Origin of the sequence: Metabacillus niabensis (assembly GCF_902829255.1) — a bacterium.
GTDB lineage: Bacteria > Bacillota > Bacilli > Bacillales > Bacillaceae > Metabacillus > Metabacillus niabensis.
The window spans coordinates 1-19,098 of sequence record NZ_CADEPK010000201.1; the positions used below are offsets into that span (position 1 = coordinate 1).

Below are 19,098 nucleotides of genomic sequence, written 5' to 3' on the forward strand. Positions count from 1 at the left end.
ATACGATCCCATCCCGATGATCATTGAAGTAATTGCACCGTATTTATTTCCTTTGCTCCAATAAAGACCGAAAACAATTGGCCAAATAAACACGGATTCTAATCCACCAAAGGAAAATAAATTCAACCAAATAATTAAATCTGGAGGGCTAAGTGAAAATAGAATAACAGCGATGCCAATAATTGAAGTAACCCAAAAGCTTACCTTTTTCACTTGCTTCTCAGACGCATTTGGCTTTATATAATTTAAATAAATATCTTTCGTAATTGCTGAACTAACTAATATGAGCAGTGAATCAACAGTCGACATTATCGCCGCCATCGGAGCAGCTAAAACAAACCCTGCTAATAGTGGTGGTAACACGGTAAGGGTTAATGTCGGCATTACTTTATCACCAATCTCTATGCCAGGAATAACTGCTCTAGCAAACACCCCAATTAAATGCATCCCTAGCATGATAAAACCAATAACAATTGTACCGATAATAATCGCGCGATGCATTGATTTCGAATCTTTATAGGACATTGCCCTTACCGTAATTTGCGGAAGCCCAACCACCCCTATGCCGACTAAAATCCAAAATGACGAAACATATAATGGGGTTAAATCCTGCTCAGCTCCAAAAGGTGAAACTAAATTTGGATTTTCCGCAACTAAATCTGCCATAATCTTATCGACACCACCACCAGCGATTATCGTACCGATTAAGAGGACAGCCGTACCGAGAAACATGACAACCCCTTGTACTGTCTCAGTTAACGCTACTGCACGAAAACCACCAACAATAACATAAACAAGAACAGAGAAAGCAAAGATAAATAAAGACGAAGTATAGGAAATGCCTGTTAATGATTCAATTAATCTCGCTCCACCAACCCACTGTGCAGCCATTGACGAAAACAAAAAGACAATGATGCTTAGTGCTGACAAAATAACAACTGTTTTACTTTGATATCGTTCCTTTAAAAAGTCAGTTATCGTAACAGCATTATACTTTCTTGCCATAATCGCAAATTTCTTTCCTAGAACCATTAATACAAAATAACCTGTTGCAAGCTGTGCCATCGACAAAAGCACCCAGCCTAAGCCCTTTGTATAGGCGACACCTGGTCCACCAATAAAGCTGCTTGCACTCCCGTAAGTGGCGATCATTGTCATAGCTAGGACAAAGCCGCCTAACTGCCTGCCGCCTAAAAAATATTCATGGATAAAAGAATCCGTCTTTAACACATATTTATTTGCCCAAAAGCCTACAAAGAAAATCACGAACAAAAATAAGAGCAAGGGAAGAATAACTAACCAATTCATCGTTGTTCTCCACCATCCTCATCATCTTCAAACGGTACCTCTTTGAAAATATAATTTACTACAATAAAAACAAGAATAACAACGACGATAAATCCTAACACACAGCTATAAAAAAACCATTCAGGCATTCCGAATATGTAACGGTACTCGGTCGGGTCTCCCCCGCCCATCCCATATGCAAAACCAAACCACCAAATAAAATTAAATAGAACAAGGGCAATGCCTATTACCGCTTCCCTATGAGCGATTTTAAAACGCTTGTCTTTCATAAAAACATACACCTACCATCATGCATTTCAATAATTATGTAATTTTCATTATCATACCATAACATGTTACGGTAGACTTTAAAAGTAAAATTGATTTTTGCAGATAGTCTTCTATCACTTCTCTCATTCCAAAAAAATAAAAAGAGCTAACATCTTGTAGCTCTTAACTTGGATATGTGTTATTCATTAATCTTATTTTGCAGCTCCATTGCAATTGCTTGGGCCTCTTGAAGCTTCATTTGGGCATTTTGCAGATCAAGCTGCTCCTTTTTCACGCGTTGCTGTGCTTCTTTTAACTGATGGATCTCTGTTTGTACCTGCTGCTCTGCTTGCAGTAGATGATCTTGTTCGATTTGCAATTGCTCATGAGCCTTTCGCACTTCATTTTGCGCATCTTGTAATGAGCCTTCGTAATTGTTTTCCATGCATTAAGCCTCCTATCATCGTTAAAGCGTTAGTCGTCACTTTATCAATGATTATCTTGCTACCATGAAACATTTTCTATTCATTGTCTAACTTTAATTAGGCTCGACATGGACAATCACATCATAAATTCCATGCACCTTTTTCAGCTCGTTTTCAACAGCAGTTGAAATATCATGGGCATCTCGGATACCTAAATTAGAATTAACGAGAATGACGATATCGACGACTGAATTGTTTCCGTACGCCCTTGCCTTAATATCTTTAACACCTTTTACACCAGGCATCGAGAGGACCGTTTCTTTATATACATCCATTTTCTCGATATCATATCCATCTGTTAAATGGTGTGATGTATCGCGAAAAATTTCCCATGCCGTTTTACAAATGATAATTCCTACTAGAACAGCTGTAATCGGATCTAACCATGGAAGGCCAAATTGTGAACCGATAATACCTATTACTGTCCCGATACTTACTAAAGCATCTGATAAATTATCCTTTGCAGCAGCCATTAGTCCCTGACTATTAATTTTTCTCCCAAGATTTCGATTATAGCGATATACGAAAAACATAATAATCGCACAAAAAAGTCCTGTCCACGCTGAAATTAAATCAGGTGATTCTTGTTGGCCATCAAAAACCGAGAGAACTGCGTTATATAATACTTGAAAACCAACGACAGCCATAATAAAGGATGCCACCATTGATGCGACGGTTTCCGCCTTCCAATGTCCATATGGATGGTCTTTATCTGCTGGCTTTTGCGATACCTTTAACCCAATAAGTACAGCAACAGAGGCAATAATATCTGTCGCGTTATTTAGACCATCCGCTTTCAACGCCTCAGAATGAGCTATATATCCAACGAATAATTTTAACGCAGATAAAACGATATATGTAATGATACTTATAATTACCCCACGCTCGCCTAATTTTAAATCATTTACTTTTGTTTCCATCATTTGCCCTCCACTTTTTATTACTTGAACATCATATCAATTCGAAAGCGTGTGGGTCTACGGCAATCTTGTTTCACTATTCTATACTAGTGATAGAAGGTCAAAAATGTTTCCTTCATTCAAAAATTCAACCTATATCAATTCTTCTAAAATCGACATAAAAAAGATGATGAACTTAACTTATTTCACCATCTTTTTAAAAGCACTATTTTATTTTCTCCTTAAATTCGCACGTCCATTCTCCCAAGTAACAAAAACTTCACATTCAAATAGCTTTGAAAGTCTTTCTTCTGAAATCATATTCTCTGTCAGCCCCGCATCAAATACTTCGCCATTTTTTAATAATAATGTGTGAGTAAATATTGGCAGGATTTCTTCAACATGATGTGTGACGTACAATAAAGTCGGAGCATTTTCTTTTTCATGTATAACTTGAAGTGATTCTAGAAGCTGTTCACGCGCCAGAAAATCTAAGCCAGTCGTCGGCTCATCTAGTATAAGCAGCTCCGGATCAGCCATTAAAGCTCTAGCAATTAATACTCTTTGTTTTTCTCCTTGTGAGAGTGTTTCATATGTACGATCTGCATAAGGTAAACAATGCAGTTCATCTAATAGCCGAATCGCCTTTTGTCTCATTTCATCTGTAACCTCTTCGTATAAACCGATAGAGGCAAACGAACCGCTTAAGACAATTTGATAGGCCGTATCAGAAGGGTAAAGCTTTTGCTGCAGCCTCGCGGAAACTAACCCGATTTTTTGTCTTAGCTTTTCTGCCAAATAATCCCTGCCAAATACCTTCCCTAATACCTCAACATGTCCACTTGTCGGAAAATAATAAGCACAAAGCATATTTAATAAGGCCGTTTTTCCTGCTCCATTCAGTCCATACAGAACCCAATGCTCCCCCTTTTGGATATGCCAACTAATATCCTTTAAAAGCCAGTGACCATCTCTCCTTAAAGAAACATCCTCTAATACAATTATTTTCTTCATTGCCTACTCTCCCCAACCTAAAACGTATTTCTTTTACTTTTTATCCCATCTTACAGGAAAATCAGAAAATTCTCCATTCTTTTCGCTTTCATATTCCACCTTAAAATGGTCACACTATCATTAACGATATTGGAGGTGGTGAATCTATGCCAAATCATGACGAAGAATACACTGATTTTTCAAATGTTGAAAAACAAAGGAATTTTCTAACGGCGGAGGAATATCCAGATGGTCCATATGGTTCCCCTATTCGCAAGGATGAAAAGGTAGAAAATAAAAGCACTCCATGGGAAGATGGCCAACAATATTATAGTAATTTTGCATACGAAAATCGTAATTTACATGAAAATCTCCAAAGGGAATTTCCGGGCTCACACCCAACTCACGATGATAAAACGAAGCGAACCGAAAAACCGTATCAAGATTCTTAAGGAATTAATGCGATCATTCCTTGGTATCCAAAATAAATACCAAAGCCAAGCAGGGAAATACCTGAAATGATCGATATAACTTTTAGGCTCGTATCATTTAAAAACCTACGAAAAAATGTTGTAAGAGCAGCAACAAACACATCCCAAATCGTTAGTCCGACAAAAATCATACAACTGTAAAGTAATAATTGGCTTGTACCAGTTGATTGTGCAGTTTTTGCTAATACTGAACCATATATTCCTAACCAAAACAAAATCGATAATGGACTTGTTATCGACATAATAAAGCCTGTCATAAAGCATTTTGTTAATGACTCTTTCTTACGACTGTACGTTAGATTGACAGAATTGACGCCAATTATGCTTTCGACACCTGAATAAATAAGAATAAAACCGCCAAATAACCAAAGAAAGATTTGCACGATTGGAATATCTAAAAACTGAACCATCCCTAAGTAAACAAGCAGCATAAACAGGGCATCAGCAATCATCGAACCAGCACCGACAATCCAAGCATGCCAAAAACCATTTTTTATTCCTTTATCAAGTCTGACAGAATTAACAGGTCCAATCGGTGCTGCTAGGGAAATCCCTAATAAAATGTAGCTAATGATAATACTAGTATTCAACCTTTCACCACTCTTTTCATATCAACATTCCCCTTATCAATTTTTAATAAGAATGGGACAACTTGTACATTATATGAAAAGCACCGAATGCTATGACTATTCAAATCGAAACCACTTGCTTTAACTGGATTTTTTTCTTTGGTTTTTCATTAAAATAACGGGCATTATAACCAATATCTACTTAAAAAGAGGTGAGGTTCATGGCGAAAGAGCCAGAGCAAATGAGTACGGATGATGCAGTCATCCTTATGTTCTTACAATTAGTCGAAGAAGATGGGGTTGAGGTAAAAGTATCACTAAGTGTAAATGGTGCGATCATTTCCGGGACACTCATTGGCGCAACTGCCTATTACGAAGGAATAACGGAAGCATCGAAGAAATTGCCTGATACGACAATGTCGAAAATCATTTCTAAAAAATTTAACGATTTGAAGGAAGCATATGCAAAACAAAAGAATGAGGAAGCTAAGGAAGAAGCTGAACAATTTTCCCCAACATATATTCACTTAAAGGATGCGAAATATATTAATGGAGCTCATGAGGATGCGCATAACGGGACTTGGTGGAGAGGCAAAATAGCTTCAATAGATGGCTTTTCCTTTGATTCGCTTGTTTAATTATTTCCCATTGCTCCCCCACCCACTTTTTTCTCTCAGGTTGTGGTGGGAGCAAAAAAAAGCTTGTTCTTATTCGTTCGAATTTCATACATTTTCTTCTTACCTTAATTTTTTTTGCAAAGGAGGGATCATATGAGTAAAGTAAGCTGCAGTCCCGGGGCTTCTAATCAGAAGTCTAGTAAGGAGTCAGATGAAGGAAAATTGAAATGGTGGCAATTGTCAATCGTCGGTGTTGGCTGTACGATTGGTACAGGATATTTCCTTGGCTCAGGAATCGGTGTTGGCATTACAGGACCATCGATTGTTTTTTCCTTTCTTCTTGCTGCCTTAGGTACATATACCGTTTTTAATGTACTTGCAAAAATGACTGCTGAGGATCCTCAAGAGGGCTCGTTTTGTTACTATGCAAGAAAGGCATATGGAAAATGGGCTGGTTTTAGCTGTGGATGGAATTACTGGTGCTCTAACATTCTTATTATGGGAAGTCAGTTAACGGCGCTATCGATTCTTTCACGCTTTTGGTTTCCGAATGTCCCTCTATGGTTATTCGCATCAATGTACGCGCTTTTAGCGATTATCGTCGTCTTAACTGGAACAAGTGGTTTCGATAAAATTGAAAACCTCTTGGCGATCATTAAATTTTCCGCGATTATTATGTTCATTATTTTAGCAATTGCTGCCCTATTTGGCTGGATTCATAGTGATAAAAATCCAAATGGGTTCCCACTTAAGATGAATGAGCTTTTTCATGATGGATTTAGAGGATTTTGGGCTTCGCTTATTTATGCGTATTATGCCTATGGAGGGATTGAAGTAATTGGATTGATGGCGATGCAGCTTAAGGATCGCTCAGATGCACCGAAATCAGGAAAAATTATGCTACTCGGTTTAACAACCGTTTACGTGTTATCACTTGGACTTGCTGTTTCGTTAGTATCCATCGATTTATTTCACGAAAAGGAAAGCCCGTTTGTAACTGCGTTAACAAATTATAATCTACCTTTTTTCCCACATGTTTTTAATGGGGCCATTATCATTGCTGGATTTTCAACGATGACGGCTTCCCTTTACGGTGTCACAAATTTATTAGTTACATTATCTAAAGATGGTGATGCACCAAAGGTATTTGCTAAAAAGCTTAAATTTAAAAACCTTCCATTGGTATCACTTGGACTTGCAACGGTTGGTTTACTCGCATCCATTATTACCGCATTACTATTACCTGGGAAAATTTACGAGTATATAACAACAGCTGCTGGGATTCTCATTTTATATAATTGGTTTTTTATCATCATCTCTTCACTACGAATATTAAAAAGTAAAGGCTGGAGCAAAGTATTATCATATATCGGTATCGCATTAATTGTCGCAGCCATTACGGGAACACTACTTGAAAGAGCCATTCGTCCAGGCTTTTTCGTAAGTATTTTATTTATCGGGATTATCTTTCTCGTTTGCTTAAAAATGAGGAAATATTGGAATCAAGAAAAATCCAAACAAAAGACAAAGCTGAAATATTATTAAATGAATCAAGCTGTTTAATCTAATGATAGATTGAACAGTTTTTTGTTGACGGATAGAAACATACGTTCTATAATGGTGGTAATATTTGGAGAGGAGAACAAAATGCGTCCACCACTTACAAAAAATATCCATTTAGACGAATTCAAACAATATTATTGGCTAAAAAAGGAGCTCCAAGCCTTTTGTAAACAACATGGATTAAGTCCAACAGGCTCAAAGGAAGAACTTACGGAAAGAATTGATGAGTTTTTAAGAACAGGAACTATTATCAAACCAAATCGTACATTAAGCCGTCAAAATGACAAAAACATCGAGCTAAGCTTGGAAACAGTTATTAATGAAAACCATCGCTGTAGCCAGGAAGTAAGGGCCTTTTTCAAATCCATTATTGGTCCAACCTTTCACTTTTCTACTTATATTCAAAAATTTTTCAAGGAAAATATCGGGAAAACCTATCGAGAAGCCATTGAAGCCTGGTATGAAGAGGAAGAACGAAAAAAGGATCCTTCCTATCAAACAAAAATTGGCTCCCAGTTTCAATACAATCAATTTTTTCGTGACTATTTTTCTGACCCTGCAAACAAAGGCCGAAAGCGTCAGGATGCAATAGATGCATGGAATCAGATAAAGAAACAGCCTGGGAGCAATAAATACGTGAGAAGCTAATTTGTAAGTACATTCATTAATATTTCACCTGATTAATAGGGCAAACATAAACCCCGCTTTTCTTACTAAATGCCTACAACGGAAAACTTCTAGTTATTTGTGTCATTAAAAACGACAAATATAGAAATAAACAAAAGCTTAAAGCTCTACCTTATAATTTAACACCAATTCATCACCTGGTACGCCTCTTATGCCCCAGTTATGTTTTGGTGTTTCAAAGATGGTTATTTCTAAATCAATCGTCCGTATTTCTAATACTTCATTGATTTGTTGATACAATAGGTTCATAAGGTTTTTCTTTGCGCTAATTGATCTGCCTTCAAAAATGCTTATTTCAATAACAGTATAAGCATCTGATCTCTCCTCAGGAAAATAAAAATCCTCCCTTTCAAGCGGGAAAAAGCGATGGAATCTTTTTTCAACCGGATATTCAAACGCTTCAACAACACATGAATGAATAATATTTGATAACTCTTGTTTAATCGGATTTAGCTTTTCCTTCAATCCGTAGATTTTTATTTGCGCCATTTTTTTCCTCCTTTTAACACAGCCTCTTTACCTTATTCCGCAAAAAAGTAGTGATTCCTTTATTATTAAGAATGTTTTAAATGCTTACATTATAGTATTGATAAATACACACCCATTATAAATAGTCCCAAATATAATAAAAACCATCAAAGCTTCGTTTCCTTTGATGGTTTAGATAATATGATTTTTAAAATACGAATAAAATTTATTATTGCTTATCAGTGCTTATTAATTCATTGATTCCAAACGATCCGTCAGGAAGAATTTTTACAATTTGTACCGTTTTATAGCTAGCATCTTCCTCACTACCGTCTTGTTGATAAATTGTATATTCATCAAAAGAAGTCACTTGGTATGTTGTATCATCAAGCTTTTTTACTTCTTCAATTTCAATACTTAACAGGTCCTCTGTAATCCCTTTTTCATTTAAATAGGTTGTGTATTCCTTTTGTTCATTGTACTTTTTACCTGAAGGGTCAATATACCCCTCTACTAAAGAAAAATCTTCTGCATTTATAGCAGCAACACTTGCATACATATATTCCTCAACAAATGAAGCAATTTTATCTGTTGATGCCTCAGTTGAAATTGTACTATTTCCCCAATTTGTTTGATACATTTTTGGATCTTTTTCTTTTATTTCCTTCACATGATCTGTTCCATATCCAAAGGAAGACTCCATCCCATTAATTAACCATTTCTTTTGCTTCTCATTATACTCAAGAGAATACCTTCTGTTTACTTCCACTTTCTCTAATTCAGGTGTTACTCCCTCATAATATAATCCCTCATTATAGCTTTGCAGCACCTCTACATCAGCAACCCATTTATCTTCAGAAAAATAAACATTGAGCGAATCGAGGGCAAATATTGTGCCTAAGTATTGGCCTTTATAATATTGCTCCATCTCCTGGCTATAAGCAATGCTCTCTGCAATGACATCTTTGTAACTGTCTGTTACTGTTGTTAATTTATTCGTACTTCCTGTAGTAAACGCAACTAAATTTTCAGTTGAATACGTAGCAATTTGATTAAAGATCGCATCCTGTAGCTCAATGCTTTGACCAAGATTAACGGGAACCTCACGATCTGTAATCGGAATTTCAGCTGTTTTAACCTTTCCCCATGGCAATGTTGCCTCAATCTGAATGTTCATCGAGCCATCGACTAGCACAGGGCCAAAGGTTGGGGTTTCAATCGGATTAATCTTCACATCTTTACCATCAATAAATAATGCTGCTTTTACACTAGGATCAAAGGAATCAAGATTAACTGTCACATCTTCCCCATCCAAGTACATATCAAGCTCAACCTCGTTACCACTGTTTACAAGTGAAATATTTTCCGATTTTTTCAAATCAACAAAATCTGTTTTTAATGTTGCTTGTACCTTGTAGTTACCTGGAAGATATGGACCATATGTATGTTGAAAATCATCTTCATCAGCTTTACCGATTTCTTTGCCATCAAACGATAATTGAGTATCTTTGTAGTTCGTAGTAATCGTTACAAATACTTCTTCTACTTCTAATGTATATTTATCAAAGAAAAGTGCGGTTTTCCCATCCTTCTTCAAATTTATAACACCGTTATCCAAATTTCCTTCAGCAAAGAAATCAATTAAATCATTACTACTTCTGTAAGTATGATTGTCCAAATACTTGGACTGCTCCTCTAAATTATCAATTAAGTCGCTAACCTCATCAGGGTGTTTTTTATAATAGCTTACAAAGCCCTTTACACTCGATTCACTAATCGTTAACTGAGGATCATCCGAATGGAGCAGTTTTGCTACTTTCTTCTGATCTCCATCGATAAGCGCCTTTTCAAAGCTTTCAATCATTCGGTTCTTGTCTGTTAAGGTTTCCCCTGTTTTATAAGCACCAAATAGTAAAATAACCACAGCACCAATTCCAATTAACAGCATCTTTGTTTTTTTTGCCATTTTTTGTGCTGGCACTGGTTGTTGTGAAATCTGAGTTGTTGCTGGTGCTTGACCTTTAACAACTGTTCCACAAGAAGGACAAAAGGCTGCACCCTCCTTTAGCTGTGTTCCACATTCATTACAAAATAACATCTTTTTCATTGCCCCCTAAAATTGTTTACCTTTCTTCGCGGAGCATCGCAAAAATAAGCTCCTCTTCATTTACTATCGGCTCATTCCCCTGTTTATTTAAGTAAGATTTCGCTTCTTCTAGAGTCCCGGTAAATTCAATGCCCCCTTTTTTAAGCACCCCGATACGTTTACATATCGTTTTAATCTCGCTCATATCATGTGTTGTATAAACAATTGTCTTCCCTGCAGCTGCTAAGCTTTTCATATATTCATTGATTTCAAGCTTTGATTGAAGGTCGATTCCAACAGTTGGTTCATCCATTAGCAAAATGTCAGGGTCATGCATTAAGGCGACTGCAATATTCAATTTCCGCTTCATCCCGCCAGAAAGCTTTGAAAGCTTTTCATTCCATTTATCCTGTAATTTCACTTCCTCACACGCTTCAAGCATTCTTGCGACACTTACTTTTGTTTTTAGGAACTTACTCCAAAATTTAAGGTTTTCCTTTACCGTCAATTCGTCCCAAAGGGCAATATCCTGTGGCACATACCCGATCATTTGTCTAACCTGCTTCGTTTGTTTATGGATGTCGAGCCCTTTCATTGTCACGGTTCCCTTAGAAGGCTTTACCGTTGTCGTTAAAATCGATAATAATGTTGATTTACCAGCACCATTTGGCCCAAGTAGTCCAAATATTTCTCCAGCATTTATTTGAAGGGAGACACCTTGTAAAATCTTCTTTTTCCCGTAGTTATGGTGAACTTGATCAATTGTTATCACTTTTTAACAACCTCCATATTGAGCTACCCCATAATAGAATCGCCATTGCAATAATAAGCAGAAGCTTGAAGATCTCTTCAGAAATCATCATATTAGGCTTGAGTAGCAGTGCTTGAGGGAATATACTTACCCATGCTTGAAAATCCCTGACGATTTCGTTAATCGGGAAAAGACTCCCACTAAAAACTGCCATTATCAAGCTTATTAAAACGCCAAACACATAATAGCTTCCGATATGATGAATAACGCTTGCTGAAAAAATCGCTAATCCAATACTAAAAAACAGATATAATACCATCATGAAAAGTAATAGCGATTCACCTTCAACGATGTGTAACCTTGTAAACAGAAAAAAACTTCCACAAGCTTGCACCGCTTGAAGGAAAAAGACCGCTGCTGATGTTTGCAGTAAATAACTCGGTAATCCTTGATACGTTGTTTTCATCCGCTTGAACAGCATGTTTTCTTTTATCATCCAATCGGATTGGAGAAAACAAATGATGAGCGTAAAAAATCCCCATAGGCCGATATAAGGCTTAGCAATCGCTTCATCCTCCGCAACAGGCTGGCTAGAGCTCGCTCCAGTCATATAGTCAATTGTCATAAGTGGTTGAGGCTCCCATTGTTCAATACTTGAATAAGCAAACGCTTCATTCCACGCTTCCTTTATCTCTTGTCTTTCCATCCCAAATTGCTTATATATTTGTCCTACTTGATTTGCTGCTTTAATCGAGCTTGTGATTCGGGTTACTTCGCTCGCAATCACTTCTCGTACAATCGTATAGGCAATAGAGGACGGTGCAATTTTCATTTCAATGATCTCTTCACGCTTTTCTTTTAAAAGCTGCTGCTGGAAATTCTTCTTAAAAACAAATACACTATCAATCTCTTTTCTTTCCAGCATTTTATCCGCTTCCTCAATCGTTGTTTCAATGATGGCCAGTCTTTTTTGCTCCTTTACTCGGTTTATTATCGAGGAAGATAAGCTAGAGCCATCCTCATCAACAATTGCAATCGGGATAACCAAATCCTCCTGCTGTGATTCGAGTAATGTGCCAAACAGCATCGTGATAACAGCCGGAGCAAGGAAAAAAAGAAGGATACTCGGTTTTTTTATCATTTGCTTACATTTTGCGAAAAATATCCTCATTACTTTCCCCCTCCCTTTACTGTACGAATCATCGTCACGATCTTTGTTAACACGATGAAGAAAAACGAAACTAGTAAAAACGTACAAACATAATTCCAATAGGAAAATGTCGTTATATCCTCAATCATTAAAAATATGAATTTAAGCACCCATGTATTAATCGAAAACATGCTAAGCTGTTGAAGCCATTCCGGATAATAGATTTGTGGGATAAGATGTCCCCCTGTAATAGCACCAAACAGAATAATTAGCATCCCGATCGTTTGAAAATAACTCTCACGGACTACGATGGACTGGATTAGCATAAATATTGACGTAAACAATAGAGACATTGTAAAAATCGCACAAACTAAATACAATTTGTTTACGTAAGGAAATACATTACCGATATAAAAGATTGATATAGCAAGGAGGAGTCCGCTTATAAAGACTAGAATAAAACTTGATAAGCATGTAGCAGCTGTTGTCTGAAATAAAGTAACCCCTAGTGAATTTAATCGTTGCTTCACCGCTTGGATGATTTGCTTATTGACGAGCATCGTTCCAATAAATGACCAAATCATTAAAAGTAGCACAAAAAAGGAACCTACATAATAATGGACCATGCTTTCCTGAAACAGGACAGGTTGTTCAATTTCTGAGTAAATTTCATTTCTGCCTAAAACATGTAAAGAATAGGAAATGATTGCTCTTTTGACCGCCTCAGATCGTTCGCTCTTTGCAACATCTATTTTCTTCATAAAGTCGTTAACTGTATTTATCCCACTTTGGGCTGCAGATGTATAGTTTGCTGCGCTATCCATCACATATTTAACCATTTGTGCTTGTAATGGCTGCTGTTCATTTCCGATTACTGTTACAGGTGTATTAATACCGTTTGTTGCATCATGACTAAACCCTTTTGGAATGATTATCATTGCAGCGATTTCGTTCTCCTCAAGCAACTTGCCTGCTTTTTCCTTATCAACCTGCATCGTCTTCATGATTTTATTGAAATCATCATTTTCCGTTAGCTGTTGAATGACGAGTCTTGTTTCTAGCGTAGGGTCGTTGTTTACTATCGCAACCTTAAACGAATCCATTCGATTGTCATCCTGTAAAACGGACATTCCGATAAGAACGAATAAGCATAAAAAGAGAATAGGACACAACCATAAAAATATCGCTGTTTTCCTATTTCCCCAAAGAATTTTCAATTGAAAAGCTGTAAAAACAAATATATTTTTCATGACAAAACTCCCGTGAGTTCATATCTACTTTAAATTCAGTATGTAGCGATTTCTATTAAACTTTTCTTCTCGTTTCCGCTCCATTGAAAAGTTTACCTTAAAAACAACAATGTTATTAAAAAGAGCCAATAAAAAAAGGAAAGACATCCAAATGATTGGATGTAGCATTCCTTTCTTCAACATATGTTTTAGTAGCTCTCTAGAAGTTCCTCATCGAATAATTCATCTTCATAATAGCCATCCTCATAGAACAATTCATCTTCGTAATACTCTTCACCAGAATAATCCTCTTCATAAGTACCCATCATGTCTTCATAGCTGAAGCCGAATTTTTCGGCAAGCTCCATCATATTATTGTAAACTTCCTCTTCAATTGCATAAATGTCCTCTTCAGTAATTTTTGCAATATTTAATCCTTCAGATGAATCATTATTTAATTGAGGTAAGTCAGCTTTCTTTTTCAGCTTTGTTTTTGAATCAATCGTAAACATGATTGATCCTGCATCATATTCATCCTCAATATTGAGCTCAATTTCATACTTTTCATTCGAGTATTCCTTTTTCAAATTGACATCCCTTGTTTCGACGACTGTTCCAGACAAACCAGAAGGCATATCATAAATCGCATCATCGGACGCTTCTATTTTAAATTCATGGTTAACTGTTTGCTTACTTCCTGATTTTCCTTTGTAGTTTGAAGTAATTGCTACATCAACCTTACCGTCCGATACACCGTATGACGTAGAAGAAATGGATATCTTTCTCTTCTCAATTGTATTATCTGCTTTCTTCACATCTATATCGTTGCTCATTTCAAAGGCAACTTCTGTTTCGTCCTCTTTTGAACCAGCTTTAATCTTTAATTCTTCATATCTATTATCATTTTTCAGCGGAACATTTTTGCTTGTTAATACAAGATCAGCATCTGAGGATTCATCTCCAAATCCAATTGTTAACTTACGGTCAACAACTTGCTCTTTATTATCGATTAATAGCTCCGACTTAATTCCTCTTAACACTGGTGAATCCTTTAAATCTTCTTTTGCATCTTTTAAGCCCTCAATTAGCTCTTCTTTCATTTCCTTCGCATTTAATTCTTCTGCACTAGCTTCATCAAGTGATACCGCCAGCTCTGAAAGCTTCTCCACTCGTTTAACGAGCATATTGTGTAATTCAGTATCTTTAATTAAGACATCGATAAAATCAATCATAAATTGATTTGACTCTTTTGGAGACATTTCAAATGTGACTTTTCTTAGTTTTAGCTCTGTACCATCATGTTTATAGTTGATTCCTTTTTCAAGACTAAACTGCTCATCTTTTAAATGTGATAATAAAAATTCTGTGTATTTTTTCTGTAAATGCTCTTTTTCTTTATCTGTTAATTTTAATTCGTTTAAATCAATATCTGCTAGTTCCAACGTTTCTGGACCATCATAGCTAGGATCAAGCATTCTCATCGCTTCGCCAAATTCATTGAAATTCACATATAAAAATTTCTCATATAGAGCAGGTATTTTTAAACCTAGCTGTTCCTTAGATTGGTAAAGCTCTACATTTACAGCTTCCTCATCTGCAAGATTAACTCCTAGTGAATAATAGCCTTCATTTGTTAAAGGGCTTATTTCTGTTTTTGTCGTCAGTGATGCTTCACTTAAAATATCTTTAACCATTTGTACATCAGGGTCTGATTCCAATGATTCAATTTCAAAATTCCCACTTAAAGTCGTTTCATTGCTTGAAGGCTTTTCTAATGTCTTTTGGTTAAATTCAATTAAATCACCATAATGACTATCGACATCTTCGGCCACTTGTTTTAATGAATTAATTTCTGAAAGCAAATATAGCTCTTTCGGTGATTTATGCAAAATAAAACCGGCTGCTGTACCTGCTCCAGCAAGAACAACAATACCAGCAATAATCAGTGCTTTTTTTAGTGTAAAAGGCTTTTTTACCTTTGATACGACTTGTGGTTGATTATTTCCTGTTTCTAAATTTGCTGCTGTCTCTTGCTTCGCTGTTTCGATTACTTCCTCAATTTTGGTACCACATGATGGACAAAACTTATCATTCGCCTCATACTGTGTACCACAATTTGCACAATACATGAATGTTACTCCCCCTAAAATCTCATTTATCTATTTAACTGCCAGTATAAATCTACCATCGTATTGAAAAGGTATAGGTTAAAAACTAACAGTGTAAATCAAAACATACACTTTACTATGCTATGCTATTTACCAACCGTATTTTCTGCTGTTTCAATATTTAAGTTTGTCTCTTTTATCGATTGAAGCTTGAAGGATAAGATTCTCTTTACTGCCTCATCAATTCGCTCCTCAGATAATTTCTTTTCTTGAACAGCCTTCTGAATTCCCTTAAACACTTCTTTTTGGCTTTCAAGCGTATGGCATACTAATAAAAGGTCAGCACCTGCATCAATTGCACTAAAGCCTAAATCTTCATAAGTAAAGTATTTATTTACAGCACCCATCTCTAAGTCATCTGTTACAACAATTCCTGTGTAACTAAGCTTTTTTCTTAACAGCTCACTTATAATAACTCGTGAAATGCTCGCTGGGTTTTCTTTATCATAAGCTGGGTATTTAATATGTGTGACCATTGTAAAAAATGAACGGTGATCAACCTCATCTATCATTTTTTTGAATGGATAAATATCATTATTTTCTAGATCCAATTGATTCGCCTCAACTGATGATGTTTCATGATGAGGATCGATATTGCTTCGGCCATTTCCAGGAAAATGCTTTAATGTTGCCGTTATACCTGCATCGGTAAAACCGGCGATAGCCTGCTCTCCAAGCTCAGCCGTTTTCTTAGGATCAATGCCAAATGAACGGGAATCGGTTTCAGATAAATCTAATACTGGTGCAAAATTCACATGAATCCCCATCGTTTTTAACTCTTGACCATTTTTTAATGCTGAATCATAAACCGCTTGACTGCTACCGTTTTTCCCTAATTCCTGTTGGGAAGGAATATTCGATACTTTATCCCGCATCCGCACAATTTGACCACCCTCTTGGTCAATGCTAATTAATAAGGGAATCTGCTTAGCGTTATTTAATGCAAGCTGCTGTAAATCATTGCTTAGCTTTGTCACTTGGCCAGGTGATTCCATGTTACGATCGTAATAAATAATGCCGCCAACTTTATATTCATTTATCATCGTTTTTGCATGGTCATTTATTTCTTTCCCATCAAAGCCAATGACCATCAATTGTCCGATTTTTTCTTCCAACGTCATCTCTGCTAACAAATCATCAACCTTTTCCTCGATCGAGGTATCTGTTTGCTTCTGTACTTGAGAGAAGGTTGATACTTCTTTATTACGGTCAGCTTTCTGATTGGTTTCCTTTTTTGTTAAATTTTTCGTTGAATCTGTATGTTGTTCTGCCTTTTGATTCCCTGCAGCATTTTCAGCTTGATTGCTATTTGCTGTAAAAAAATATCCACCTATTATAACTAGGACGATTAATAAAAGCAGGAAAGGCATGAAACGAATCATTCTTTTAGATTTACGTCTATTTTTCATTATTCCGTTCTGGACGCTAGTTTTTCTAATTGGGCTTTCTCAAGCTTCCAACCATCACTTTCCTTTACTAGGTTCCAGGTTCCACCCCATTCTTGGACTAATGTACTACCATCTTCTTGCTCATCATATGATGTCATTTCAACATATGCCTTAGCTGTAGTATCATCAACACTTGTAATATTTAACATTGTTACCGTATCATTTATATTCTGTTCGAGACCTTTTGTCCATCCATCAAAAGTAACTTTTGATTTATATGAACTAGAGAAAAAGTCATAGGCCGATTGAAAATTGTCATTTGAAATCGAATGATAATGCCCGAGAATCACTTCTTCAATCGCCTCTGTCTCAGTTGAAGCATCAATACTATCATAGTCCTCATTAGCCTCAAGCATACTTCCCTCTTGGTCTTCGAAAAATAGTTCCGCGTCTGTTGTATTTTCTTCTAAGGTTACAACATTGCTTTTCTTTTCTTCATCGCCAAATTTCCTTTGTGCATAAATTTTAAGTGAACCATCTAATGGAACAGGACCGAATTCTTCGAGATCTCCTATTTTCATTTTTGTGCTTTTATCGTTCACATAAAGTACCGCATCATCATAATTCGAATAAATATAGACATAATGATTAGACCAGTCAAATTCCAATAAGGCTGTTTGCTCAACAAAGTCTTCGGTATTCAGCTTTTCGTCAGCTTCAACCTTTCCATATTCACCATTAATAACCGCTTTTACCGTATACTCACCTGGTAGCAACGGTCCAATTTGCTCTTCCTCTTCAATGGTTGCTTTTTTTACATCATTTACATAGATTTCCGTCTTTTCACTTTCAGAAGCAACATCAATATAAAAGGTTTGGATTTTGATTTTATACGAATTAAACAACACCCACTTTTTCCCATCCTCTTTTAATGCTGCAAATGGAGATGGCTCCTCAGACGATTTCTCATCTTCTAAAGCAGCAGCATCTGATAAAAGTCCATCAGCTATTGATGTAATCATTCTTGGATGCTCATGTAAATAATTAAGAAATGCCTTTGTTTCTTTATCATTTGCCTTTACTTCATATTGACCTTCATTAATATACTTCTTAACCGTTTTAACATCTTTTTGGTCAACCGCGTCGATAAAGTGTTCAGCTACCTTCGTTGGAGATGTCATCTCTCCTACAACATAATAGCCTCCTGCCAATAATGCGACAACAACAACACTAACAATGGCGATTATTTTTGATATTTTGCTTTTAAAAATGGGCTGCTTTGACAGATCTGAACTACTCATTTTTTCTTGAACTGGCTTTGATGAAACACTATGTGCCTGCTTATTTTCATTTGCATGATTTCGTTTCACCGGCTCACCACATTCAGCACAAAATTGCTGCCCCTCAATCAATTTTGTGCCACAGTTACGACAATATTCCACTTGATGTCACCCTATCTCTTAAACGATGTTTTTATTTAAGCGTGAAAACAAAAAAATAACCCTTCTTTCCTTTGAACAAAAGCAAGCGACACCTGCATGTGACGCTTGCCTTAAATTTGATTAAAAATCAAAATCATTAAATAATTTCGTTAAATCAATGTCTCCCGAAACTAAACTATCAGTGAAATTGTTTAGTACAAAACTTGTAATTATTAAAATGACAATAAACATAATGATCGTTCCATAAATACCATCTAGTCCGAAAGGAACATCCTTTTTGAAGCTATAAATAGTAAATGGAACGACAAATAATAAACCTAAAAGTCCGAAAAACCATACATATAAGAAGATATCAACTTTAATAATTGAAAGAATAAGAGCAACTAATAATAAAGCTGTTGGTACAATTGAAAATGCTCCAAATCTAGCGATTAACTCTTTAATGTTAAGTTGAACTCTACCAAGCTTAATCACTACAAATGTAAGAAGTACAATAATTGCAATAATAATTAAACTATAAAAAATTGGTTTTAATACGGAAGAAAATCCAGGTTG

The 19,098-nt window shown here is 36.1% G+C and carries 18 protein-coding genes and 1 pseudogene; 4 read left to right on the forward strand and 15 right to left on the reverse strand.

Going from position 1 to position 19,098, the window contains the following annotated elements:
• The 5 genes from panF to HU235_RS13360 form a co-directional block, all read right to left on the reverse strand.
• The coding region (gene panF / locus HU235_RS13340; RefSeq protein WP_174880516.1) for a sodium/pantothenate symporter at positions 1-1,308 on the reverse strand (1,308 nt) is incomplete at its 3' end.
• Positions 1,305-1,577 carry a YhdT family protein gene (locus HU235_RS13345; protein ID WP_145580739.1) on the reverse strand — a complete coding sequence of 91 codons (273 nt, stop codon included), beginning with the start codon at positions 1,575-1,577 and terminating at the stop codon, positions 1,305-1,307. The genes panF and HU235_RS13345, both read right to left, overlap by 4 nt.
• A gap of 179 nt (positions 1,578-1,756) precedes the next feature.
• Complete coding sequence (locus HU235_RS13350; protein ID WP_095299974.1) at positions 1,757-2,002, reverse strand: hypothetical protein; 246 nt, start codon at positions 2,000-2,002, stop codon at positions 1,757-1,759.
• A gap of 93 nt (positions 2,003-2,095) precedes the next feature.
• On the reverse strand, positions 2,096-2,965 hold the full coding sequence (locus HU235_RS13355) for a cation diffusion facilitator family transporter (protein ID WP_307190535.1): 870 nt from the start codon (positions 2,963-2,965) through the stop codon (positions 2,096-2,098).
• Positions 2,966-3,172: 207 nt separating this feature from the next.
• The gene (locus tag HU235_RS13360) at positions 3,173-3,955 is read right to left on the reverse strand and encodes an ABC transporter ATP-binding protein (protein WP_095299972.1); all 783 of its coding nucleotides are present in this window, start codon (positions 3,953-3,955) and stop codon (positions 3,173-3,175) included.
• A 146-nt stretch (positions 3,956-4,101) separates the two neighbouring features.
• On the opposite strand from HU235_RS13360, the gene HU235_RS13365 reads away from it, so the two are divergent.
• Entirely contained in the window at positions 4,102-4,386 is a 285-nt protein-coding gene (locus tag HU235_RS13365; protein ID WP_095299971.1) for a hypothetical protein, read from the forward strand.
• Here the strand turns inward: HU235_RS13365 and HU235_RS13370 are convergent.
• Positions 4,383-5,015: a LysE family transporter gene (locus tag HU235_RS13370; RefSeq protein WP_145580736.1), complete on the reverse strand. Its 633-nt coding sequence runs from the start codon at positions 5,013-5,015 to the stop codon at positions 4,383-4,385. The genes HU235_RS13365 and HU235_RS13370 overlap by 4 nt on opposite strands.
• 200 nt (positions 5,016-5,215) lie before the next feature.
• Here HU235_RS13370 and gvpU point away from each other — a divergent pair, with 200 nt between their 5' ends.
• From gvpU to HU235_RS13385, 3 genes are all read left to right on the forward strand, one after another.
• Positions 5,216-5,632, forward strand: coding sequence for a gas vesicle accessory protein GvpU (gene gvpU, locus HU235_RS13375; RefSeq protein WP_095299969.1), 417 nt, complete (start codon positions 5,216-5,218; stop codon positions 5,630-5,632).
• 132 nt (positions 5,633-5,764) lie between these two features.
• Positions 5,765-7,156: an amino acid permease gene (locus HU235_RS13380; protein ID WP_174880518.1), complete on the forward strand. Its 1,392-nt coding sequence runs from the start codon at positions 5,765-5,767 to the stop codon at positions 7,154-7,156.
• A 102-nt stretch (positions 7,157-7,258) separates the two neighbouring features.
• The gene (locus tag HU235_RS13385; RefSeq protein WP_145580734.1) at positions 7,259-7,822 is read left to right on the forward strand and encodes a DUF6434 domain-containing protein; all 564 of its coding nucleotides are present in this window, start codon (positions 7,259-7,261) and stop codon (positions 7,820-7,822) included.
• 138 nt (positions 7,823-7,960) lie between these two features.
• On the opposite strand, the gene HU235_RS13390 is transcribed toward HU235_RS13385, so the two are convergent.
• From HU235_RS13390 to HU235_RS13430, 9 genes and pseudogenes are all read right to left on the reverse strand, one after another.
• On the reverse strand, positions 7,961-8,350 hold the full coding sequence (locus tag HU235_RS13390; RefSeq protein ID WP_174880519.1) for a tautomerase family protein: 390 nt from the start codon (positions 8,348-8,350) through the stop codon (positions 7,961-7,963).
• A 208-nt stretch (positions 8,351-8,558) separates the two neighbouring features.
• Complete coding sequence (locus tag HU235_RS13395; protein WP_174880520.1) at positions 8,559-10,436, reverse strand: zinc ribbon domain-containing protein; 1,878 nt, start codon at positions 10,434-10,436, stop codon at positions 8,559-8,561.
• A 16-nt stretch (positions 10,437-10,452) separates the two neighbouring features.
• Positions 10,453-11,187 (reverse strand): heme ABC exporter ATP-binding protein CcmA, encoded by a 735-nt coding sequence (gene ccmA, locus HU235_RS13400; protein WP_174880521.1) that lies wholly within the window; start codon positions 11,185-11,187, stop codon positions 10,453-10,455.
• Positions 11,174-12,337, reverse strand: a complete 1,164-nt coding sequence (locus HU235_RS13405; RefSeq protein WP_174880522.1) for an ABC transporter permease — start codon at positions 12,335-12,337, stop codon at positions 11,174-11,176. The genes ccmA and HU235_RS13405 overlap by 14 nt, the downstream gene beginning before the upstream one ends.
• The gene (locus tag HU235_RS13410; RefSeq protein ID WP_174880523.1) at positions 12,337-13,566 is read right to left on the reverse strand and encodes an ABC transporter permease; all 1,230 of its coding nucleotides are present in this window, start codon (positions 13,564-13,566) and stop codon (positions 12,337-12,339) included. The genes HU235_RS13405 and HU235_RS13410 overlap by 1 nt, the downstream gene beginning before the upstream one ends.
• 188 nt (positions 13,567-13,754) lie before the next feature.
• On the reverse strand, positions 13,755-15,674 hold the full coding sequence (locus HU235_RS13415; protein WP_174880524.1) for a zinc ribbon domain-containing protein: 1,920 nt from the start codon (positions 15,672-15,674) through the stop codon (positions 13,755-13,757).
• A gap of 125 nt (positions 15,675-15,799) precedes the next feature.
• Entirely contained in the window at positions 15,800-17,122 is a 1,323-nt protein-coding gene (nagZ, locus tag HU235_RS13420; protein ID WP_174880525.1) for a beta-N-acetylhexosaminidase, read from the reverse strand.
• Positions 17,122-18,543 carry a TcaA 3rd/4th domain-containing protein gene (locus tag HU235_RS13425; RefSeq protein ID WP_174880526.1) on the reverse strand — a complete coding sequence of 474 codons (1,422 nt, stop codon included), beginning with the start codon at positions 18,541-18,543 and terminating at the stop codon, positions 17,122-17,124. Before HU235_RS13425 ends, nagZ begins: the two co-directional genes overlap by 1 nt.
• 120 nt (positions 18,544-18,663) lie before the next feature.
• Positions 18,664-19,098: pseudogene (locus tag HU235_RS13430) on the reverse strand (hypothetical protein); the annotation flags it as partial.

Bases quoted from the DNA above. Each gene is read 5' to 3' on its own strand.
- HU235_RS13405 (WP_174880522.1), bottom strand. From the start codon at position 12,337: ATGAGGATATTTTTCGCAAAATGTAAGCAAATGATAAAAAAACCGAGT.
- HU235_RS13410 (WP_174880523.1), bottom strand. From the start codon at position 13,566: ATGAAAAATATATTTGTTTTTACAGCTTTTCAATTGAAAATTCTTTGG.
- HU235_RS13345 (WP_145580739.1), bottom strand. From the start codon at position 1,577: ATGAAAGACAAGCGTTTTAAAATCGCTCATAGGGAAGCGGTAATAGGC.
- HU235_RS13350 (WP_095299974.1), bottom strand. From the start codon at position 2,002: ATGGAAAACAATTACGAAGGCTCATTACAAGATGCGCAAAATGAAGTG.
- HU235_RS13395 (WP_174880520.1), bottom strand. From the start codon at position 10,436: ATGAAAAAGATGTTATTTTGTAATGAATGTGGAACACAGCTAAAGGAG.
- HU235_RS13415 (WP_174880524.1), bottom strand. From the start codon at position 15,674: ATGTATTGTGCAAATTGTGGTACACAGTATGAGGCGAATGATAAGTTT.
- HU235_RS13385 (WP_145580734.1), top strand. From the start codon at position 7,259: ATGCGTCCACCACTTACAAAAAATATCCATTTAGACGAATTCAAACAA.
- HU235_RS13365 (WP_095299971.1), top strand. From the start codon at position 4,102: ATGCCAAATCATGACGAAGAATACACTGATTTTTCAAATGTTGAAAAA.
- nagZ (WP_174880525.1), bottom strand. From the start codon at position 17,122: ATGAAAAATAGACGTAAATCTAAAAGAATGATTCGTTTCATGCCTTTC.
- HU235_RS13380 (WP_174880518.1), top strand. From the start codon at position 5,765: ATGAGTAAAGTAAGCTGCAGTCCCGGGGCTTCTAATCAGAAGTCTAGT.
- HU235_RS13355 (WP_307190535.1), bottom strand. From the start codon at position 2,965: ATGATGGAAACAAAAGTAAATGATTTAAAATTAGGCGAGCGTGGGGTA.
- HU235_RS13360 (WP_095299972.1), bottom strand. From the start codon at position 3,955: ATGAAGAAAATAATTGTATTAGAGGATGTTTCTTTAAGGAGAGATGGT.
- HU235_RS13390 (WP_174880519.1), bottom strand. From the start codon at position 8,350: ATGGCGCAAATAAAAATCTACGGATTGAAGGAAAAGCTAAATCCGATT.
- gvpU (WP_095299969.1), top strand. From the start codon at position 5,216: ATGGCGAAAGAGCCAGAGCAAATGAGTACGGATGATGCAGTCATCCTT.